The sequence below is a fragment of the Streptomyces sp. NBC_01351 genome (assembly GCF_036237315.1).
In the GTDB taxonomy this organism is placed as follows: domain Bacteria; phylum Actinomycetota; class Actinomycetes; order Streptomycetales; family Streptomycetaceae; genus Streptomyces.
The window spans coordinates 1,168,268-1,188,282 of record NZ_CP108356.1; the positions used below are offsets into that span (position 1 = coordinate 1,168,268).

The window sequence follows — 20,015 nt, forward strand, 5'->3', positions numbered from 1 at the left end:
GGCGGCGGTGCCGGCCCAGATCCTGAGGACCGTCCGTGCCCTCTTCGGCTCGCTCGGCCACTGAGGGCACGGGGAGCTGCCCGGCGGCGCGGGAAACGCTGCGGCCCAGGCGGGCAGATATCTATGTTCGCGAGATGAGAATTTGGCGGACCGCGCGCTGAGGGTTTTTCACGGCCTCAGGGAGGGCGGCGATAATTACGCCACGGGTCACCGTGCCGTGCTACTGTCGATCTCAGTTGCAGTTGTGGTTCCCAAAAATTTCAAGCACCAGTCGGACTTCGCGTCCACTGTGAACGCTTGTGTATTTCCGGTCTTTTTGGTCCGGCGGGGCAATCATCGCGGCGACACGAGGTCCGCACGTTGCGGATCGCGTTGTACTGCCCCAAAGGAGATTTGACATGGCTACTGGTACCGTGAAGTGGTTCAACGCGGAAAAGGGTTTCGGCTTCATCGAGCAGGACGGTGGCGGCGCTGACGTGTTCGCCCACTACTCGAACATCGCCGCCCAGGGCTTCCGCGAGCTGCAGGAAGGCCAGAAGGTCAGCTTCGACATCGCTCAGGGCCAGAAGGGCCCGACGGCCGAGAACATCGTTCCCGCCTGACGCTGACGCGTATTCGCAGCTGGGGCCCGCATCCCTCGGGGTGCGGGCCCCAGCTGCGCGTTTTCCCCGCAGTGAGTTTACCTGCGGGACGATCCGAGGATTCCGCGGCCCTCCGTACGAGGATCCTCACCCGGGGACACCCGCCTTCACGGTGCGGCCCCGTTTCCAGCGCCTGAGCTCGCACGCATTTTCGCCGGCCAGATTCGCTTTCACGTTCCATCCGGCCCATTCTCGCAATTCTCCGTGCGCTCGTCGCTGCGGGAATTCCTTGATATGCGCCGCATTCGAGGAAGGTTCCGCATGAACCGCACACGCACGAACAATCGCTCCTCCTCCGCCTCCTCCCGCACGGGTGGGAGCCGGTTCGGCTCGGCGGCCCCCAGCCGTTCCGGCGGTCAGTCGCGCTCCGGTGGCCAGCCCCGCTCGGGAGGACAGTCCCGCTCCGGCGGTTACGGCCGCCGGCCCGCCGCCGCGCAGGGCGAGTTCGCCCTCCCCCGGACGATCACCCCCGCGCTGCCCGCCGTGGAGGCGTTCGCCGAGCTCGACATGCCCGCCCCGCTGCTCGCCGCGCTCGGCGCGGAGGGCGTGAGCGTCCCGTTCCCGATCCAGGCCGCGACCCTGCCGAACACCCTCGCGGGCCGCGACGCGCTCGGCCGCGGGCGCACCGGCTCCGGCAAGACCCTCGCCTTCGGCCTCGCGCTGCTCGCCCGTACCACCGGCCGGCGGGCAGAGCCCCGCCAGCCGCTGGCCCTCGTACTCGTCCCCACCCGCGAGCTCGCCCAGCAGGTCACGGACGCCCTCACCCCCTACGCCCGCTCGGTGAAGCTGCGGCTGGCCACGGTCGTCGGCGGCATGTCGATCGGCCGGCAGGCCGGCGCGCTTCGCGGTGGCGCCGAGGTGGTCGTCGCGACCCCCGGGCGCCTCGCGGACCTCATCGAGCGCGGCGACTGCCGGCTCGACCAGGTGGACATCACCGTGCTCGACGAAGCCGATCAGATGGCCGACATGGGCTTCATGCCGCAGGTCACCGCCCTGCTCGACCAGGTGCGTCCGGGCGGCCAGCGGATGCTGTTCTCCGCGACCCTCGACCGCAACGTCGACCTGCTCGTGCGCCGTTACCTGAACGACCCCGTCGTCCACTCCGTCGACCCCTCGGCCGGCGCGGTCACCACGATGGAGCACCACGTGCTGCACGTGCAGGGCGCCGACAAGCACGCCACGACCACGGAGATCGCCGCCCGCGACGGCCGCGTGATCATGTTCCTGGACACCAAGCACGCCGTCGACCGGCTGACCCAGGACCTCCTCAACAGCGGCGTACGGGCCGCGGCCCTGCACGGCGGCAAGTCCCAGCCCCAGCGCACCCGCACCCTGGCCCAGTTCAAGACCGGGCACGTGACCGTGCTGGTGGCCACCAACGTCGCCGCCCGCGGCATCCACGTCGACAACCTGGACCTCGTGGTCAACGTGGACCCGCCCACCGACCACAAGGATTACCTCCACCGCGGCGGACGCACCGCCCGAGCGGGCGAGTCCGGCAGCGTCGTCACCCTCGTCACCCCCAACCAGCGACGCGACATGACCCGCCTCATGATCACCGCCGGCATCACCCCGCAGACCACCCAGGTCCGCTCCGGCGAGGCCGAGCTGCAGCGCATCACCGGCGCCCGGACCCCGTCCGGCATCCCCGTCGTCATCACGGCGCCGGTGAGCGAGCGCCCCAAGCGCAGCGCCGCCTCGCGCGGCGGCCGCGGCCGCCCCTCGCAGGCCTCGCGCCGCGGCGGGCAGCGCCAGGGCAGGTTCGACGCCGCGGCCTAGAGCCCCGGTACGCCCAGGTCAGACCCCATTCCGTACTTTCCGCTTTCCCCTCTCCCCCTTCTTCCCGTGAGTGAGGCATCATGCGCTGCGTCATCGCCCGGTTCCCGTTCGACCTCACCAAGGCCGGCGTGCTGGAATCGATGAAGGGCGTCAAGCCCGAAACCGTCGTGGGCGAATCGGTGATCATCGGCCGTCGCGTCTACCCCGTCATGCAGGTGGGACAGGTCATCACCCGCCAGGACCGCCGCGATTTCAGCGCCGGTGAGGTCATCCGGGCCATGATCCAGCTCGGCTTCACCGTCCGCGGCCTGCCCGAGCCGCCCGCGCCGGCCCTGAGCCCGCTCCAGCAGGCGTCCGCGATGCTCGGCAGCCCCGTCTCCGTCTGAGGCTGCAGAACCACCCGAAGGCCCCGACCGGCACACGCCGGTCGGGGCCTTCGCCGTGCGCGGCGTCCGCGCCCACGAGCACCCCCGCGCGGGGACGGAAACACACCAAGGTCGGCGGATGGTGTTGAATTTCCTCCGGGGCCCTGGTGCCGTACGGCACCAGGGCCCCTCGACGCGCTCCCAAGAAGAGGTGCAGATGACAGCGGACGACTCGCTCGGCGACCGGCTCGACGACGATGACTATCCCGCCTACACGATGGGCAGGGCCGCCGAGCTGCTCGGTACCACCCCAGGCTTCCTCCGTGCCATCGGCGAAGCCCGACTGATCACCCCGCTCCGCTCGGAAGGCGGCCACCGGCGCTACTCCCGCTACCAGCTGCGCATCGCGGCCCGCGCCCGGGAACTCGTCGACCAGGGCATGCAGGTCGAGGCCGCCTGCCGCATCGTCATCCTCGAGGACCAGCTCGAAGAGGCCCAGCGCCTCAACGAGGAATTCCGCCGCGCCGCGGGCACGCCACCACCCGACACGTCCGACTGACCCGGACCGGTCCTGGGCCCCGCCGCCAGAAGGGGGACGCCGATGCCCGGCGCGGCGCCCCGCCCGGGCCGGGCCCGGCCCCGCCCGCCTCAGCCGGTGCCCACCACGACCGGGCCGCCGTACCGGTCGACCCGGGCCGTCCACCCCGGCGGCAGCCGGAGCGACCGGGACGGGGAGACCGGGCCCACGACCCGCCGACGCCACAGCAGCCGGCCGTCCTGGCGCACCGTCACCACCGGGCCGGTCAGCGGTTCCCCGGAGCGCAGCAGCAGCGGCCGCCCGGTGAGGCCCGTGACCCGGTTCGGCGTCACCCACAGGAACGGGGCCCGGACTTCCAGCGGCGGGCCCGGCTCCGGCCAGGGAGCGCCCGCCAGGTGGGCCAGTACCGGAGCGGCCGCGGCGGCGCCCTCCCCGGCCGCGGTGGACGCGCGTTCGATGCCGTGGAGGGCGTTGCCGACGGCGAAGACGCCCGGCGTCGGCGTACGGAAGGACGCGTCCACGCACGGGCCCCGGGTGCCGGGGTCCAGCGGGAGGCCGCCGCGGCGGGCCAGCTCGTGATCGGGGATCCAGTCGCCGGTGAAGACCACCGTGTCGCAGGCGAGGACCCCCGACCGGCCGTCCCGGTGGCGGACCGCGACACCGGTCAGCCGGCCCCGGCCGCGCAGTTCGCCCACCGTCGTCGCCGTGAGCAGCGGGACCCCCGGCACGGCGGCGGCGCGCGAGTGCCCGGTGACCATCGCCACCACGTCCGTACCGGCCTTCCGCAGCGTCGCCACCGCGTGGCGGGCGACCGGCTCGGCGCCGACCACCACGGCCCTCCGGCCGACGGGCAGGCCGTACCGGTGGACCGACTGGAACAGTTCCCCGGTGGTCAGCACCCCCTGCGGCCGGGAGCCCGGCACCAGCCGGGCGCTGCGCGGGCGCTCCCGGGCGCCCGTGGCGAGGACCACGGCGCGGGCGGTGATCCGCTCCAGGCCCGCCGGGCCGGTGGTGTCCAGGGACAGCGGCCCGGCCCAGCCCGTGGCGGTGACGCCAGTGCGGACGGCGGCCCCGGCGGCGACCGCGGCCTCCACCGACCGCCGTGCGTACTCGGGCCCCCGGAGCCAGGGGCGCGGCGGCCGCCCGAAGCCGCCGTGGTGGAGGTGGCGCGGCATCCCGCCGGCGTCCTGTTCCCGTTCCAGGACCTCGACCCGCCCGGCGCCCGCGTTCGCCAGCCGGGCGGCCAGCGCCAGTCCGGCCGGGCCGGCGCCGACGACCAGTACATCGACCAGGACGCCCGTACGGCTCTCGGGCGTCACCGGCGGGCCTCCTCGAACAGCGCGCGGACGGCGGCCCCGCAGTGGAAGCCCTGACAGCGGCCGCCGCGTGCGCGCGTGCGGCGTCGCAGGCCGTCCGGCGAACCGGGCGGGACGGTCCCGGCGAGCGCGTCGCGGATCTCCCCGCGGGTCACGCGCTCGCAGTGACAGACGATCCTGCCGTACTCCGGGTCCGCCGCGATCATCGCCGCGTCGCGGTACGGCCGGGGGAACGCCTCGCCGAGGTTCGGCATGCGCACCGGCTCCAACTCCCGCGCGCCGGCCACCGGCAGACCGCCGTCGGCGAGAAGTTCCACCACGTGGGCGGCGATCGCCATCGAGGCGGTCAGACCCGTGGAGCGGATCCCGCCCACAGTCAGGTACCGCTGCGCGGGATGCGCCCGGATCGCGTAGTCCTCCTGGCCCGTGGCCGCCCGCAGTCCGGCGTAGACGGCGGTGGCCTCCTCTTCGAGGAGCGCCGGCAGGATCCGCCGGCCCTTCTCCCGCAGCAGCGCGAGCCCTTCGGCGGTGGACCCCGTGGCTGTCTTGTCCGCCAGATCCTCGGCGGTCGGCCCGAGCATCACGTTCCCGTACACGGTCGGCGCCACCAGTACTCCCTTGCCCCGCGCGTCCGGCACCGGCAGGAGGATGTGGCGTACGAGGCCACGGGCGAGTTCGTCGAAGACGATCAGCTGGCCGCGCCGGGGAGTCACGGTGAAGTCCTCGTGGCCGAGGAACCGGTCGATCTCGTCGGCGTACAGGCCGGCCGCGTTGACCAGGTACCGGGTGCGCAGCGGGCCCCGGCCGGTGGCCAGCGCGTGCGGATCTCCCGAAGTGACCGACAACACGGGGCAGTTGAGGTGCAGGTCGATACCGGCGCGCACGGCCTGCGTCGCGTACGCGAGGGTGGTCGTCCAGGGGCAGATGATCGACTCGTCCGGCACCTGGAGCGCCCCCAGCACTCCGGGCCCGAGCTCGGGCTCGCGGGCCCGCACCTCTCCGGCGGGCAGGATCCGGGCCGACCGATATCCGTTGCGTACGGCCTTCTCGGCGAGGCCGGGCAGGGCGGCGTACTGCTCCTCGTTCCAGGCGACGAGCAGCGCCCCGAGCGGTTCCACCGGGATGCCGCTCTCGGCGGCGTACGCGGCGAGCAGCCGCTGCCCCTCGCGGACGAGCCGGGACTCCAGGGAGCCGGGTACGGCGTCGAAACCGGTGTGCAGGATGGCGGTGTTGGCCTTGGAGGTGCCGTTGCCGACGTCGTCGGACGCGTCGACGAGGGCGATCCGCAGCGGGAGCCGGGCCAGTTCGCGGGCGATGGCCGAGCCGACCACGCCGGCGCCGACGACCGTCACGTCGTACGCCTCGCCGCGGGGCAGCGGGCCGGCGGTGGTGACGGTCATGCGGGCCCGTCCAGCAGGGCCGACACGGCCGTCCGGAACCGTGCGCGGCGTTCGGCCGCATCCCCGGAGCCGGCCCTCGGCTCGTAGACGGCGGAGGGCTTCCATTCCGGGACGGCCTCGTGGACGGTGAGCGAGGGGTCGAGGCCGAGCCGGGCCACCGCCCCGACGCCGAGCGCGGTGGCATCCGGGAGCGCCGACACCTCGACGGGTATCTGAAGCAGATCGGCCTGTGCCTGCATGAGCAGCGCGGACCTGGTCAGGCCGCCGTCGACGCGCAGGGTCGCCAACGGGGCGCCGAGATCGGCGGCGACCGCGTCCGCGAGCTCCGCCACCTGCGCGGCTATGCCGTCGCACAGCGCGTGGACGAGGTGCCCGGCGGTGGTGTCGAGGCCGAGGCCGGTGACCGAACCCCGCAGGTCACCCCGCCACCAGGGGGCGGCGAGCCCGGCGAGCGCGGGGACGAAGGTGACCCCGCCGGCGTCCGGGGCGGTGCCTCCCACGACGTCGATGTCCTCGGCGCCGGAGATCACCCCGAGGTCCGTGAGCCACCGTACGGCGGAGGCGGCCGTGTACACCTGCCCGTCCAGGCAGTAGCTGGTCTCCCCGGCGAGCCGCCAGGCGACGCAGCCGACCAGTCCGGAGGTGCTGCGGCGGGGGCGCGGTCCGGTGTGCGCGAGGAGGAACGCCCCTGTGCCGTAAGTGCACTTGGCGGTGCCGGGCTCGGTGACGCGCTGGGCGAGCAGCGCGGCCTGCTGGTCGACGAGCAGGCCCGTCAGGGGAAGCGGGGGCCCGAAGGCGGTGGTGGTGCCGATGCGGGTGTCCGCGTCGACGACTTCCGGAAGCCGCTCGCCGGTGAGGCCGAAGGCGTCGAGTGCCGCCGGTGACCAGTCGACGGTGTCGAGGTCGAGCAGCTGGGTGCGGCCCGCGGTGGCCGCGTCGGTGACGAAAGCACCGGTCAGCCGGTGCACCAGCCACACGTCGCTGGTCGTCACGACTCCGTGCCGGGTCAGGTTGCGGCGTATCCAGGCCATCTTCGGCGCGGCGAAGTACGGGTCGAGCGGCAGCCCGGTCAGCTCCCGTAACGACGCGGCGTGCGGGGCCAGTTCCGTACACAGCTGCTCGGCCCGGCGGTCCTGCCAGACGATCGCGTCGGTCAGCGGTTCGCCGCTCGCCGGGTCCCAGGCGAGTACGGTCTCGCCCTGGTTGGCCAGGCCCACCGCCACCACCGGCTCGCCGGCCGCGGCCAGGGCGGCGCGCCCCGCGTCGACGACCGAGTCGAGCAGCTCACGGGGGTCGACCTCCACGCGGCCGCCCGGCAGGTACCGGGGCCGTACGGGAGCGGAGGCGGAGCCGATGACCCCGCGTACGGGGCAGATGACGAGGGCCTTGGTGCCCGACGTGCCCTGGTCCACAGCGAGCACGGGGCCCGTCATCACCACTCCGTCCCTGGTATCCGCGCATCGACGTGCGCGTTCACGTCCACATCCACGTTCACGTCCACATGCGTGATCGCCGCTCGGAAGCCTTCACCAGCGGACCTCGCCCGTCAAGATCCACAAGATCCGGCCGAGCGGCCGGCCTGCCACCTGACGCAAATTCATATCCTGCACATGGCTTGATAGTTGCATTTGAAAAGATCCCTGCCTCGAATGCTCATAGTCGCTCTATAGTGATCGCCGATCACCCGGCGCGACGGCCATGCGATGCGAGGACCTATGACCACGACCACCGCGAGACGCGCCCGCCCCGAACACCCGTCGACCGGGACGAGGTGATGGCGGGCGCCGACTTCCGGCCCGTCTACCACCCCGCCGGCCACGACAACGACCTGCGCGTCGCCGTGCAGGACCTGCGCACCGGCCGCTGGCTGTCGATGGCGCACTTACTCGACCGGACCCTCGACTGGGGGCTGTGGACCCAGCGCACCCAGGTGCTCGCCGCGGTCGCGGCCGGATCGGACGTGGTCGAGACCTGGCGGGCCGAGGAACCCCGCAGCGTCGCCGCGTCCGTCATGCACACCCGTGTCGTCGTCGAACGGGCCGTCCGCTCCCACCGTGCACGGCACCCCCGCACGCACGAACTGTGGCAGGAGGCGTGGACGGCCTGCCGGGACGCCGCCGAGCTCAGCCCGGCCGACCCCGTGCCCTGGGTCTGCCTGCTCGCCCTCGCCCTCCTCGACGAACAGCGCTCGATGCACGAGCACCGGCTTCCGCCGCCCGTTCCGATGCTGCCGCCCGGCCCCTGGGGCATCCTCGCGCAGGCCGACAAACGCGACCCGCACAACCGCGAGGCGTACCACCGGATGCTGCAGTTCGTCTGCACGGGTACGACGGGACCGCTCCTCGAAGCCGCCAACTTCGTGCAGTGGGCGGCTGGTTCGGCTCCGCCCGGGTCGCCCGTCCACGCGCTGCCGCTCTATCTGAGCGTCGAACGCTACCGCCGCGCGCGCGGCCAGGAGAAGGCGCTCGACCTCCACTGGGTCGCCGATGACGCCGTCCGCGACGCCGGTCACGCCTTCGACACCTGGTTCCGGTACGTCGACCCGCGGCGCGCCTCCCCGCTCGACCTGAACCATCTCGCCCACGCCCTGTGGGGCGCCAGCCGGTTCGGCGAGGCGGCCCAGGTCTTCGACGCGATCGACCGGTACTGGACCACGATGCCGTGGGCCTACCGGACCCGCGACCCGGCCGACCAGGAACAGGCCGCGGACGTCTTCCTGCGGGCCAGGTCGCGCAGCCTGGCCGACCGGGACTGACCGGCCGGCTGACGCCCGCCCCCGCCACCACACCGCTCCACCCCCCCCACCCCATAGCCCCAAGGCTCCAAAGCTCCACCCCCCGCTCCCCGTTCGCTTGCTGCACGCACCCCCGGAGGTACGTCCCCATGTCCCGCACCACGCCGACCGTCCGCCCGGACAGCAAGGCCCCGCCCCGGCAGGACGAGGAGGAACGGCTCAGAGAGCTCGGCTACCAGCCCGTCCTCGCCCGCCGGATGGACGGGTTCGGCAACTTCGCCATCAGCTTCTCGGTCATATCCGTCCTGTCCGGCTGCATGACCCTGTACGGATTCGGCCTGGGCACCGGCGGTCCGGCCGTGATGCTGTGGGGCTGGGTCGGCGTAGGCCTCTTCGTGCTCTGCGTGGGTCTCGCCCTGGCCGAGGTCACCAGCGCCTACCCCACCTCGGGGGCGCTCTACTACATGGCGGACCGGCTCGGCGGACGCCGCTGGGGCTGGTACACGGGCTGGCTGAACCTCCTCGGCCTGCTCGGCGCCATCGCCGGCATCGACTACGGCGCCGCCCTGTTCACCGGCGCCTTCCTCAACCTCCAGTTCGGCTTCGTGCCGACCCCCGGCTCGACCTTCCTGATCTTCCTGTGCATCCTGCTGCTGCACGCCGTGCTCAACCTCTTCGGCGTCCGCCTCGTCAGCGTGCTCAACTCCATCAGCGTCTGGTGGCACCTGACCGGCGTCGCCGTGATCGTCGGCGCCCTGGCCCTCGTCCCCGACCGGCACCAGTCGCCCTCGTTCGTCTTCACCGAATTCGTCAACGACACCGGCTGGGCCAACCCGTTCTACGTGGCGGCGGTCGGCCTGCTCCTCGCCCAGTACACCTTCTCCGGGTACGACGCGTCCGCGCACCTCTCGGAAGAGACCTCCAACGCCTCCGTCTCCGCCGCCAAGGGCATCGTCCGCGCCATCTGGGTCTCCTGGATCGCCGGTTTCGCACTGCTCGCGGGGCTCACCTTCGCCATCCAGGACTACGCCGCCGTCCAGAACAGCGCCACCGGCGTCCCGCCCGCCCAGATCTTCCTCGACGCCCTGGGCACCGGCGGCGCCAGCGCCCTGCTCCTCATCGTCATCGCCGCTCAGCTCTTCTGCGGCAACGCCGAGGTCGCTGCCGCGAGCCGGATGGTCTTCGCGTTCAGCCGCGACAACGCGCTCCCCGGGTCGGCCCTGTGGCGCAAGGTCAGCAGCCGCACGCAGACCCCGGTCCCGGCCGTCTGGCTCTCGGTGGCCGCCGCGGCCGTCCTCGCCCTGCCCTCGCTCTACTCCGCCACCGCCTACGGCGCCGTGACCGCCATCAACGTCATCGGCATCACCCCGGCCTACGCCATCCCGATCTACCTGCGCCTGCGCGCCGGAAACCGCTTCCAGCCCGGCCCGTGGAGCCTGGGCCGCTGGAGCAAGCCCATCGGGTGGATCGCCGTCGTCTGGGTGGCCATCGTGACCGTCCTGTTCTGCCTGCCGCAGAAGTCGCCGGTCACCATCGACTCCATGAACTACGCGGTGATCGCCCTGGCCGTGGTCCTGATCCTGGCCAGCGCCTGGTGGTACGCCGCCCGACGCTCGTACGGGACCCCGTCGGCGTACGGGAACGCCCGGGAACAGGCCGAGATCGCCGAGGGCATCGTCTGATCCACCCCCAGGCGCGCCCCGGCGAACCGGGGCGCGCCTCCCCGCGTCACGGCAACGAGCGCGTAAGCCAAGCCACTTCGCCGCTGTCTTCCATGGAAACACGATCCCGCTCGAACCCGAGCTTCTCAAGGACGCGGAGCGACGGTGCGTTCCACGTGCCGACGGTCGACCAGAGCCGCTTGCGCCCCGTCGCGATGGCGGCTTCGAGCACCGCGGCGGCCGCCTCGGTGGCATAGCCGCGTCCGTGCACGCGCTGGAACAACTCATACGCGATTTCCGGCTCTTCCAGGGTGGTGCGGCCGATGATCAGCCCGCAGTAGCCGATGAAGTCGCCTTCGTCACGGCGCTGGATGGGCAACAGCGCGATCCCCGTGCTCTCCGTCGCGGTGAGCAGCTCCGCGATGGACGTCCGGATGTTCTCGATCTCGGGCGTCCCCTTGCCGCGTTCGGAGAGGAGGGCACAGAACTCGGCGGCGTCCGACTCGGCCCACGGCCGCAGTATCAGCCGCTCGGTCTCCAGGTGGTACGACATCGTCTCGTATGTTGACATGCCCTTACTCTGCCCCACTGATCATCACGAGCCACAGCTGGATCCGCCGGCATCGGCACTGCCGGGCGCCGGCCGAGAATCGCCGACCGGTTGGGTACGGCGCAAGGTCCGTTCCGTAGACCGCGCCCCAGGGCTTGGGCTCCAGCCTCGCTCCGTCCCACCTCCCGGAGGGCCCCGAGGACGGGTGCTCGTCAGCCTCTGACGCGGGGCCGACCGTCGGCCGGCAGTGACAGGAACCCCGCGAAGCACGGTGGTCGGCCGCTGACCGGCCAGCGGCCGAAGATGATCGTGCGCCGGCTGGCGAACCCTGTGTCCCGCCCGTCCCGCAGGGGCCCGTTCGCGGACATCGCCGGCAACCTCGGAAGCCAGACCCGCAGCCGGTTCAGGACGGCCACTCCGGTTTCCCGATCCGGGACGCCCACGTGGACGTGCATCCCGCAGATCAGCTGCTCGTCGACCAGCAAGCGGGCCTCGCCCGCCATCTTCGGATACCTCGCCGTGCTGGTGACGGGCACGGGTGTTGGTGACGGGCACGGGTGCCACGTCCCTGATTGGTGCGGTGGCGGAGATCGCGATGCGGCAGCCGTTCGCCTGCGCAGCGGACGCGACCCCGTGACGCAGCCGCAGGGAGATGACCCCCTACCTCCTCCAGGGCCGTGCACACCGGGGTGGCGACCTCGATCTGCGCCTGCAGCAGCTCGTCCTGGACCTCGCGCTCGTCCGCGATCGGAGCCAGGCGGGCCGTGGCACGTACTTCCTACACGAGCGGAGTGGGAAGGAGCGGGTCCGGGTGGACCAGCAGGTACTCCTGCTCGACCCCAAAAGTGATCACGGTGTGCGGCTCACCCCGGAGGCGTGGGCGTGATCTGTCGGGTGGCGGAGCGCAGTGCGAAGGCCATCACCACTTCGAATACGCCGAGCAGGACGAGCCACAGCCCCAGCAGTCGCGTGAGGGCGACCGCGGAGTCCACCGGGAAGCAGAGCACCACGATCCCGGCGACGGCGCCGAGGGCGCCCAAGGCGAAGAGCAGGCCACGGTGCACGAGCGCGCGGTCGGCGATTGCGACGTACGCCGTGAGCACTCCGGTCAGCAGCCAGAACACTCCGACGATCAGGGACAGCGCGCCGATCGTCTGCATCGGATGCCGCAGAACCAGTACGCCCGCCAAGAACGCCAGCATGGAGATCAGGATCCCCGCCAGCCTGCTGCCGCCCCCGTCGCCGCTGTGCGAGAAGGCCGTGACGAAACGGAACCCGCCTGCCACCAGGAGCTGGAGACCGATGATCACAGCCAGGATGTGCAGAGTCTCGTCGGGCCAGACGAGTACCAGGATGCCCGGGATCAGGGTCGCGAGGGCGACACCGAGTGCCCAGTGCCACGAGCCTCCGAGCTGCTTGAGGACGTCCTCGGGATCGCTCTGCCCGCCATGCGGTGCCGCGCCGGGGGATACGGTCATCACGCCTCCCAGGTCGGCCGAAGGACCCTCGAGGCCCTTCAAAGCCATCGGACATGCCGTGTTCGCCTGTCAGGCCCATTTTAGGCCGGTGGGACACGGTTCGCTGCTCCTGCCAGGCCCTTGCCGCCCGGCATGAAGGAACGACTGCAGCCCTTTGTGCAGGCCCTGAGCAAGCTTCGGAAGCCACGATGCTCACGTTGCCGGTACACGCAGCCCCGGGCCCTTGGAGCGCCCTTGGCTGTTCAGCGGCATGTGGACTGCGGGTCGTCGTGAACGATGGCGCAGATCATCTGCTCGCCGCGCCGGTCGTCCGGATATGACACGCGACGCCAGTCCTACGAGTGGTACGGAGCCGAAGCTTCTCGGCGCCCCAGGAGCTGGGCTTCCGACGGAGACCGACGTCTACCTGCAAGCCCAACGAACCACCGGTGGGTCAGCTTGGTGCCTCCCACGGCCGGCGCAATTGAACGCGCGGACCCGGGGTGCGGCGTGTCCAATGGCTGGGAGCCGGGTCATTCGCCTCAGTTGTCCCCAGGGAGCGCCATGAGTGTGCCGCCGGATCCATCGGATGTCTCGCCCGCACGGGTTCGGACGGGTGGAGGGGGTGCCCGGCGGATCGTGGCGAGTACCGTTTCGGCCGTCATGATCACACTGACCTGCATCCTCGTACCGGTCTCACTTCTCACCGTCTGGGTGCACGACATCGTGCTGGACACCGACCGGTACGTGTCCACGGTCAGCCCACTCGCCTCCGACCCGGCGATCGAGGCGGCCGCTGTACACCGTATTACCGAGGCGGCCGACGTCCGGGTCGACGGCGCCCAGGTCACGTCCGACCTGGCGGCCTGGCTCCAGGCCCAGGGGCTGCCGGCCCGCGTCGGCACGGCGGTCAAGGCCCTGGGCCCGCAGCTGGACTCGGCCGCTGACGCGGCTGTCTCCAAGGTGGCGACCCGCCTCGTGGAGAGCGACCGCTTCGAGAAAGTCTGGACCACCGCCAATCGTGCTGCGCACTCCTCCGTGGTGCGGGCGCTGACCGGTGAGGGCCGTGGCGCTGTGGAGGTCGAGGGCGGCACCGTCACGCTTGACATCGGGGAAGCCGTGGAGAACGTCAAGCAGGACCTCGTGAAGGCGGGGCTCGCTCCTGCCGAGAAGATCCCCGAGGTCAACAAGCAGATGGTGCTCTTCCAGTCCGACAAGCTTGCGAAGATCAGAGGAGCCGTCCACCTCCTCGACGTCCTCGGCAACTGGCTTCCCGTGCTCACGGTGGTCCTCGGCACCATCGGGGTGCTGCTCGCACGGCGTCGGCGCCGAGCGCTGGTCACCACCATGCTGTGCGCGGCCGCCGCTTGCCTGATCCTCGCCATCGGCCTCGTCGTCGCCCGCCGCTACTACCTCGACCACCTTCCGGAGCAGGTCCAGTCGCCCGCCGCCGCGGCGGCGATCTTCGACACCCTCGTACGGTTCCTGAGGGTCAGCATCCGCACCGCGCTGGTCCTCGGGGTCGTGGTGGCCCTCGGCGCCTACCTGTCCGGTGCCGGCCGACTGCCCCGTGGCGTGCGAGGCACGGCGGAGCGCGCGGCCGACTCCGCAGCAGGCTGGGGCGCCGCCCACGGAGTGCACACCGGCCGGGTCGGCACGTGGGTGCAAGCCCGCCGGCGCCTGCTCACCGCCGGAGTGCTGCTGGTCCTCGCCCTCGTGTTCGCCCTGTGGAACCACCCCACGGTGCTCACGGTCCTGCTCCTGGCCCTCATCCTGCTCGCCGTGCTCGCCGTGCTCGCACTCCTGGCGGCCGGCGGCCGGGTGAGCACGAAGGCGGAGCGTCCGGCGGAACGGTAGTCGAGCACCTGGTGATTGCACCTGCCTGAACGGGTACCGGGTTGCCGCCTGCGTGGCGATCTTCTGAGGAGGCCAGGAGAATGAGAGGGCCGTAGAAGCGGCGGTCCGGCGGGCGTGCCGGGACTGGGCGCCCGGAGCACCGCGACAGGGCGGGATACCCCGGCGGTTGTCCTCGGAAACGGCTCAGAGGGTTCTGAGCCATCACGTCGCTGCAGAGAGGTGACGGTCGACCCGACGACGCCGGATGAGGCCGCTCGGGACCCAAGAGGGATTTCCGCCCGTGGTGGCAGGTAGCAGTTGGAACACAGGTGATCGCACATGTGTAGACGGCTCGCCTACTCGGGAACCCCCATGCTGCTCGACACCATCCTCTACGAACCCGCCCACTCCCTCCGCTCGTCGCTGTTCTTCGCCCACATCCGCGCGTCGACCGGCACCGCGGTGCAGCAGTCGAACTGCCACCCGTTCCGGCACGGTCGCTGGATGTTCATGCACAACGGCGCCATCACCGGCTTCCACCTCATGCGCCGCGACCTCACCCTGCTCGTCGGCCCCGCGCTGTACGCGGACATCGAGGGGACCACGAACCCCTCGGCGACCTGCCCGGCGCCTGGAACGAGGTACCGGAGAGCGGCTACGGCATCGTACAGACCGGGGCGGACGAGCTCTACCCCTTCACGCCGGAACCGGCATGTCGCGGCGACTGATGCACACGGGCCCGTGGTTCCCCCGTCCCAGGTGCCATCGGCGCACTGGTGACCAGGCCCCGCCCCAACCGACAGGAGACCGGCGATGAATGGCGCGATGCTCGATCTGGCAGTGGACTACCCGCTGCTGAACATGTTCTGGACCATGATGCTGTGCTTCTTCTGGGTGCTGTGGTTCATGCTGCTCTTCCGCGTCATCGGCGACATCTTCCGCGACGACGGGTTGAACGGCTGGGGCAAGGCAGGATGGACTGTCTTCGTCATCCTGCTGCCCTTCCTGGGCGTGTTCGTGTACCTGATCGCCCGAGGGCGGGGGATGGGCGAACGCGAGATGAAGAGGGCCCAGCAGCACGAGAAGGCGTTCCGCTCCTACGTACAGGAGAGTGCCGGCACCAGGAGCGCTGCCGATGAACTGTCCCGCCTCGCCGAGCTCAAGAACCGCGGAGACATCACGGCAGCCGAGTACGAGCAGGCCAAGGCCAAGGTCCTCACATCCTGAGGAGTGGCGCCGGCGGAGGACGCCCACTGGGAGGCGCAGATCCTGCCGAGGGGGACGAAGCACACGTGCGGGGTGTAGCTATGGTGCCGGACCTGCTCCTCATCGGCTTGGCGGTCACGCTCTTCCCCTTGCCGATCATGGCCTTCGTACTGGTCGTCTCCGCACCCCGAGGGGTGAGCAAGGGGCTGGCCTTCATCCTGGCCTGGCTGGCCTGCCTGGTGGCCGTCATCGCCATCGTCCTGTTCTTGACCGGCGGCGAACCGCCCCCGCCCCGCTCCCCGCCCTCGATCGCCGCACTCGTCGCTACGCTGGTCATCGGCGTGGGCCTGATCCTCTACAGCGAGCACAGGCGTCGCAGGCACCGCCCTACCCCGACGGCCCCGGATCCCTCTGCGAAGGAGCGCCTGGAGGACGCGGGAACCTCGCTGTCCTCACGCATGGCCGACGCCACTGGATGGTCCGCGGCCGCGCTCGCCGTGCTCCTGCAGCCCTGGGGAATGGTCGGCGCCGCAGCTGCCACCGTCGTGCAAGCCGATCTCTCCCACGGTGCGTCCGCTCTGGCTCTGGTGGCGTTCTGTTTCCTGGCCACCTCGAGCCTGCTGGCCATGGAGCTGTACATGGTGTTCGCGCCGGAAAGGGCCCAGCTCGCCTTGACCAACATGCGGGCATGGCTCGAACGTCACAAGGACCCGGCGATCGTGGTCACCTGCCTCATCCTCGGACTATGGCTCGTCGGCAGGAGCATTTACCAGCTCACGGGATGAACACCGCGCGGGAGGAACGCCGTCGTGCACGTCGCCCAACCAGCATCCTCTCTCCCCCCGTTATGTTTTTCGCGGTCCTGCAATGGGGCCGCCGGCCTCTGGGGCCGGTATGGCTGTTTCCCCTCTGTCGATGATCTGGGGGGGTGTCGCCGGGCCCGGAAGGTGCCGTCGGAGTCGCTGATGAGAGAGCCGGCCACCGCCCGGCCTGGTGCAATGCCCGGCAGTCCGCGGGCGGCAGGTCTGCATGACGTGGATGCGCGAGCACCGTGCCATTGGCGAGGCCGGCGCAGTCAACAACAAGCCGCCCGCGAAGCCGTCGACACCATCGACCACACCCTCACCCGGGCCCAGAAACGAAACGACCGACGGGCCTGGCTGGAACGGCTGCGACCACCACGCGACCACATCCAGCACCTCCGCGAAGCCCTCCACCGGCTCCGCTCCCCCGCCCCGACCGGCTTCCACCCCACCGCCAACCAACCCCAAAGCGGGCGTGCGACCACACTGCGACCACCAGGACTCCGGGCATGGAAAAGGCCGTCCTCTCATGTGTGAGAGAACGGCCTCCGACCTGCATAAAGCATGGTCGGGACGACAGGATTTGAACCTGCGACCCCTTGACCCCCAGATCGAGGGGTCGGAGGAAAAATCATGACATACCGCACAATCTCATGGCGCACAGCGTGCACACCCGCACATGCTGTGCGCCCATCGACGTGGGCGTTGGTCCCCAGCTGGTCCCCAAGGTGATCCAGATGGCCATGGGAGCCGCCAACCGCCACAGATGGCCACCAGGGAGCAGGCGACTCAGGAAGCGGTCTGGCCGCGCTTCCGTTCGGCTCGGCGTCGCAGGTCGCGGATAACCTCATGCCAGCGCCAGGAACCGTCCCAGTCGCAGCCCTCGTGCCCGCCCGGCTCCCAGCCCGCAAGTTCTTCCAGCTGCTTGATCAGGACATCCGGATCGACAGATACACGGTGTGGACGCTCGTCGTCGAGCTGCCCTGCGACGTCGTACAGCCGGTGAGCAGCGCGGTAGTAGGACAGCTGGATGTCGGTCAGCCGGCGTACGGCGTAGCCGCCGCACTTGCTGCACCAGTCCCAGTCGTCACGCGCCAGCAGGTCCGCTACGGTCAGGAGGTCGTCGCTCGCCGCGAGGCCTCGATCCCGTGTATGTCGGCACAAGGGTGAGTGTCCCTTGCCCTCGAACTTGGGATCCGAGTTCGTGGCGTAGATCTGCGCCTGACCCAGGACACCCAGCGGAAGGCCGCTGCCGCTGCGCCAGCGGTCGGCGCCGGGCGGCCGGAACGGCGAGAGATCCAAGGAAGCAGGTGCGAGCAGGCCCTCCCACACCGCAACGGGCAGCATGCCGGACCGGCCGGTGTCGAGACTCCGCAAGTCGGAAACGCCGCGCGCCATGGCGAGCAGGCGCAGATTGCGTTCTTTGTCATGCTCCCGGTACGTCCGCCGGACAACGTCCCGAGCGCCGGCTGCAAGGCCCAGGTCAGCACCGAAGTGGCCATCCTGCCGTGCATGGCCGTGGCCCGAAGATGGGGCATCGTCAGCCTCTGGCGTGGGGACGACGTCCTTGATCCACGGACTGATCACGCTCTCGGGGAGGTCCGACGCGCTGGCGACGAGGACGCCGAGCCAGCCCTCGGCAAGTCGCCTCTCAATGACTTCGAGAGGTAGAACTTCCGCTCCCCCGCTCGCCGAGAAGACGATGTAGAGCTGGTCGGCGGCGTACGAGAAGTTGCGCAGCGCCTGGAGGTGCGCGGGTGTGACGGGCTGGCGGTCGAAGACAGGTGTGTCATCGAAGACCCCGGGACGGAGGGAGTCCGGCTGCCCTTGGGGGCCCGCTTCAGCGGCCACGGCAACGGAACCGCCCGGCTCACACACGAGGTTGCCCGAGGGTTCCATGAGTCTGGCGGCGACGAGGGCGGGAACTCGCAGCGTCAGCGTGCGCCGACCCCAGTCGGCGGCGATGGTCCAGGTCAGCAGCACGCCGAGAGTCCACGGATCCAGGCCATCCAGGACGTCGGGAATACCTCCGCGCGAAGGCTCCTCCGTGCCCTCCGGCAAGCGCGCCGTGACCCACACCGTCGGTGTCGAATCCGCCGCCGCAGCGGCGGCATGGGCTTCGTCCTCCCAGGCCTGAATCAAGCGGGCGGCTCCTTCCAGAGCTTCCGCGTGCCCCTTCTTGTTGGGCCGGATGCCGTGCACGAGGTCGTAGCGGTTGATCGACCGTGACGCCGGTCCTTCCCAGCCCCGCTCAGCCGAGTACTGCCACCTGCGCCACAACGCGCTCAGGCCTGTGGAGATCTGGCTGCCTTTGCCCAGCACCGCGAAGGCAGGATCGTCGGTCGGCAGCGGAGGCGTCTCCAGTGACGCTGCCGCAGCGGCCACGACGAGACCAGCCGGCTCAACGAAGAGGGTCGCCTGCACCCGCAGGGTCTCGAGGTAGCGCTCCTTCGCCGACACCTTCGGCTCCGCCCAGCCGGTCAGCCAAGGGAAGTGAGCGATGACGGCCTGCGCTCGGTGAAGGCTCTGGGCTGCGTGCCGCCAGCGGGACAAGACCTGCTCCTGCAGCTCTTGTGCCTCCCTGCGTGCTTCCCACGGCCTGCCGTCATCCTCCTCGTCTTCGCCCTCGTCCGCGGCGCCCCGTTCCGACTGCAGAAGCTCAGCCGCAGCCTGCACCTCGTCCTGGGTCCAGTGTGCGTCCTCGTCCGGCTCCGCATAGGCCTGCAGCTGATGGAGCAGTCCCGATCCACCCAGCGCCCGCATGAAGATGCCCAGCCCCGATGTCGGCCGCGACGTCGGACCCCAGTCCGCACAGCCCGAACAGAACCTGTCCACCGCGTCCGCGTTCAACGGAACCTCGATCGTGGCCACATGGGGCGTCCGGAGCTGACCACACTCTCTGCGCACATGCAGTCTGGCGTTCTTGCCCTTCGCCGAGTGGACTGTGATCTTGGTGCCTTCGAACGGTCCGAATGGTACGTCGGCTGTCAGCATGCGATCGCGCACGAACTCCCCCTTCTCCTGCCTTGCGAGCTTAGGGCCGAGCAGTGACACGCACAGCCGGACGCTGAATGAATGCCCCTGATGACACCGACTGCGTCCGCAAGTTGCTCGCGGCCAAGCACCCGACCGACCCCAGCAGGACCATCCGACCTGCGAGATCGACTGTCCGGCCAGAGCGTCCCTATCGGGCTGGTCCAGCGCACCCTGCCCATCGACGCACAGATGACGGCCGGAACGTCGCGTTGGAAGCCGATGTGCAGCCAGTAGGCAGCCCAGCGGCCGCGTGGCACACCGGCTGACCAGCCGTCCGCCATGGCGTTCGGACCTCCTTACTCCATTGCCCAGATGCGTGTACTCGGCACTGGTCCCCAGATCTGGTCCCCAGATCCGGGGCCGCCGGACATCGTCCTGGCTTCACCCGCACACAGGCGCCGCAGCCAAGCTCTCGCGTGAAGAAGCCATGGCTCCGTTCTCTCGTCATGGGCCGGGATCATGGCTGCCGGCCCGTTGCCAGGCGTGGAAAGCAGCGATCGCTGTCGGCTGGGTCGGGTAAATCCGGTTCGCCCCGACCGCCGCCGTGAGGCCGTAGGCGTCGAGGGATTCGTGAAGTTCCTGCTTGACACGGGCGAGGGCGAACACGACGCGGGCCGCCCCAACGACACCGAAGCCCCTGGCGACAGCTGACCTTCGCGGTGAGATGACGGGGTGCACGCGGCCAGCGCCATG

Annotated in this window: 17 protein-coding genes and 1 pseudogene; 11 read left to right on the forward strand and 7 right to left on the reverse strand. The window is 70.7% G+C overall.

Going from position 1 to position 20,015, the window contains the following annotated elements; all coding sequences use genetic code 11:
* Nucleotides 1-398: 398 nt before the first annotated feature.
* From OG625_RS05435 to OG625_RS05450, 4 genes are all read left to right on the forward strand, one after another.
* Nucleotides 399-602 carry a cold-shock protein gene (locus OG625_RS05435; protein ID WP_030224351.1) on the forward strand — a complete coding sequence of 68 codons (204 nt, stop codon included), beginning with the start codon at nt 399-401 and terminating at the stop codon, nt 600-602.
* A gap of 300 nt (nt 603-902) precedes the next feature.
* Nucleotides 903-2,420: a DEAD/DEAH box helicase gene (locus OG625_RS05440; RefSeq protein ID WP_329376932.1), complete on the forward strand. Its 1,518-nt coding sequence runs from the start codon at nt 903-905 to the stop codon at nt 2,418-2,420.
* Between the two features lie 80 nt (nt 2,421-2,500).
* Entirely contained in the window at nt 2,501-2,806 is a 306-nt protein-coding gene (locus OG625_RS05445; protein WP_329376933.1) for an SCO5918 family protein, read from the forward strand.
* 196 nt (nt 2,807-3,002) lie between these two features.
* Entirely contained in the window at nt 3,003-3,344 is a 342-nt protein-coding gene (locus OG625_RS05450) for a MerR family transcriptional regulator (protein WP_329376934.1), read from the forward strand.
* 89 nt (nt 3,345-3,433) lie between these two features.
* Here OG625_RS05450 and OG625_RS05455 read toward each other — a convergent pair whose 3' ends face one another.
* The 3 genes from OG625_RS05455 to OG625_RS05465 are packed head-to-tail and all read right to left on the reverse strand — an operon-like array spanning nt 3,434 to nt 7,472.
* Complete coding sequence (locus OG625_RS05455; RefSeq protein ID WP_329376935.1) at nt 3,434-4,642, reverse strand: NAD(P)/FAD-dependent oxidoreductase; 1,209 nt, start codon at nt 4,640-4,642, stop codon at nt 3,434-3,436.
* Entirely contained in the window at nt 4,639-6,039 is a 1,401-nt protein-coding gene (locus tag OG625_RS05460) for an FAD-dependent oxidoreductase (RefSeq protein WP_329376936.1), read from the reverse strand. The genes OG625_RS05455 and OG625_RS05460 overlap by 4 nt, the downstream gene beginning before the upstream one ends.
* Entirely contained in the window at nt 6,036-7,472 is a 1,437-nt protein-coding gene (locus OG625_RS05465) for an FGGY family carbohydrate kinase (RefSeq protein ID WP_329376937.1), read from the reverse strand. Before OG625_RS05465 ends, OG625_RS05460 begins: the two co-directional genes overlap by 4 nt.
* A 341-nt stretch (nt 7,473-7,813) precedes the next feature.
* On the opposite strand from OG625_RS05465, the gene OG625_RS05470 reads away from it, so the two are divergent.
* Nucleotides 7,814-8,794, forward strand: coding sequence for a hypothetical protein (locus OG625_RS05470; RefSeq protein ID WP_329376938.1), 981 nt, complete (start codon nt 7,814-7,816; stop codon nt 8,792-8,794).
* Nucleotides 8,795-8,922: 128 nt separating this feature from the next.
* Nucleotides 8,923-10,455: an amino acid permease gene (locus OG625_RS05475; RefSeq protein WP_329376939.1), complete on the forward strand. Its 1,533-nt coding sequence runs from the start codon at nt 8,923-8,925 to the stop codon at nt 10,453-10,455.
* A gap of 46 nt (nt 10,456-10,501) precedes the next feature.
* Here the strand turns inward: OG625_RS05475 and OG625_RS05480 are convergent, their stop codons facing one another.
* Together OG625_RS05480 and OG625_RS05485 are read right to left on the reverse strand one after the other, a co-directional pair.
* Nucleotides 10,502-11,005: a GNAT family N-acetyltransferase gene (locus OG625_RS05480; protein WP_329376940.1), complete on the reverse strand. Its 504-nt coding sequence runs from the start codon at nt 11,003-11,005 to the stop codon at nt 10,502-10,504.
* 191 nt (nt 11,006-11,196) lie between these two features.
* Nucleotides 11,197-11,520: a carboxylate-amine ligase gene (locus OG625_RS05485; RefSeq protein WP_329376941.1), complete on the reverse strand. Its 324-nt coding sequence runs from the start codon at nt 11,518-11,520 to the stop codon at nt 11,197-11,199.
* Nucleotides 11,521-11,636: 116 nt separating this feature from the next.
* Between OG625_RS05485 and OG625_RS05490 the strand changes: the two genes are divergently transcribed.
* Nucleotides 11,637-11,870, forward strand: coding sequence for a hypothetical protein (locus OG625_RS05490; protein ID WP_329376942.1), 234 nt, complete (start codon nt 11,637-11,639; stop codon nt 11,868-11,870).
* Here the strand turns inward: OG625_RS05490 and OG625_RS05495 are convergent.
* Nucleotides 11,848-12,462, reverse strand: coding sequence for an HdeD family acid-resistance protein (locus tag OG625_RS05495; RefSeq protein ID WP_329376943.1), 615 nt, complete (start codon nt 12,460-12,462; stop codon nt 11,848-11,850). The two genes, OG625_RS05490 and OG625_RS05495, sit on opposite strands and share 23 nt — an antisense overlap.
* 642 nt (nt 12,463-13,104) lie before the next feature.
* Between OG625_RS05495 and OG625_RS05500 the strand changes: the two genes are divergently transcribed.
* The 4 genes and pseudogenes from OG625_RS05500 to OG625_RS05515 all read left to right on the forward strand — a co-directional run bounded on the left by OG625_RS05500 (nt 13,105) and on the right by OG625_RS05515 (nt 16,268).
* Complete coding sequence (locus OG625_RS05500) at nt 13,105-14,298, forward strand: hypothetical protein (RefSeq protein ID WP_329376944.1); 1,194 nt, start codon at nt 13,105-13,107, stop codon at nt 14,296-14,298.
* Nucleotides 14,299-14,616: 318 nt separating this feature from the next.
* Nucleotides 14,617-15,005: pseudogene (locus OG625_RS05505) on the forward strand (class II glutamine amidotransferase).
* Between the two features lie 85 nt (nt 15,006-15,090).
* A complete protein-coding gene (locus OG625_RS05510; protein ID WP_329376945.1) occupies nt 15,091-15,504 on the forward strand; it encodes an SHOCT domain-containing protein in 414 nt (137 codons plus the stop codon).
* Nucleotides 15,505-15,584: 80 nt separating this feature from the next.
* Complete coding sequence (locus OG625_RS05515; RefSeq protein ID WP_443067865.1) at nt 15,585-16,268, forward strand: GAP family protein; 684 nt, start codon at nt 15,585-15,587, stop codon at nt 16,266-16,268.
* An 807-nt stretch (nt 16,269-17,075) separates the two neighbouring features.
* Here the strand turns inward: OG625_RS05515 and OG625_RS05520 are convergent.
* Nucleotides 17,076-19,292 carry a hypothetical protein gene (locus OG625_RS05520; protein ID WP_329376947.1) on the reverse strand — a complete coding sequence of 739 codons (2,217 nt, stop codon included), beginning with the start codon at nt 19,290-19,292 and terminating at the stop codon, nt 17,076-17,078.
* Nucleotides 19,293-20,015 lie beyond the last annotated feature (723 nt).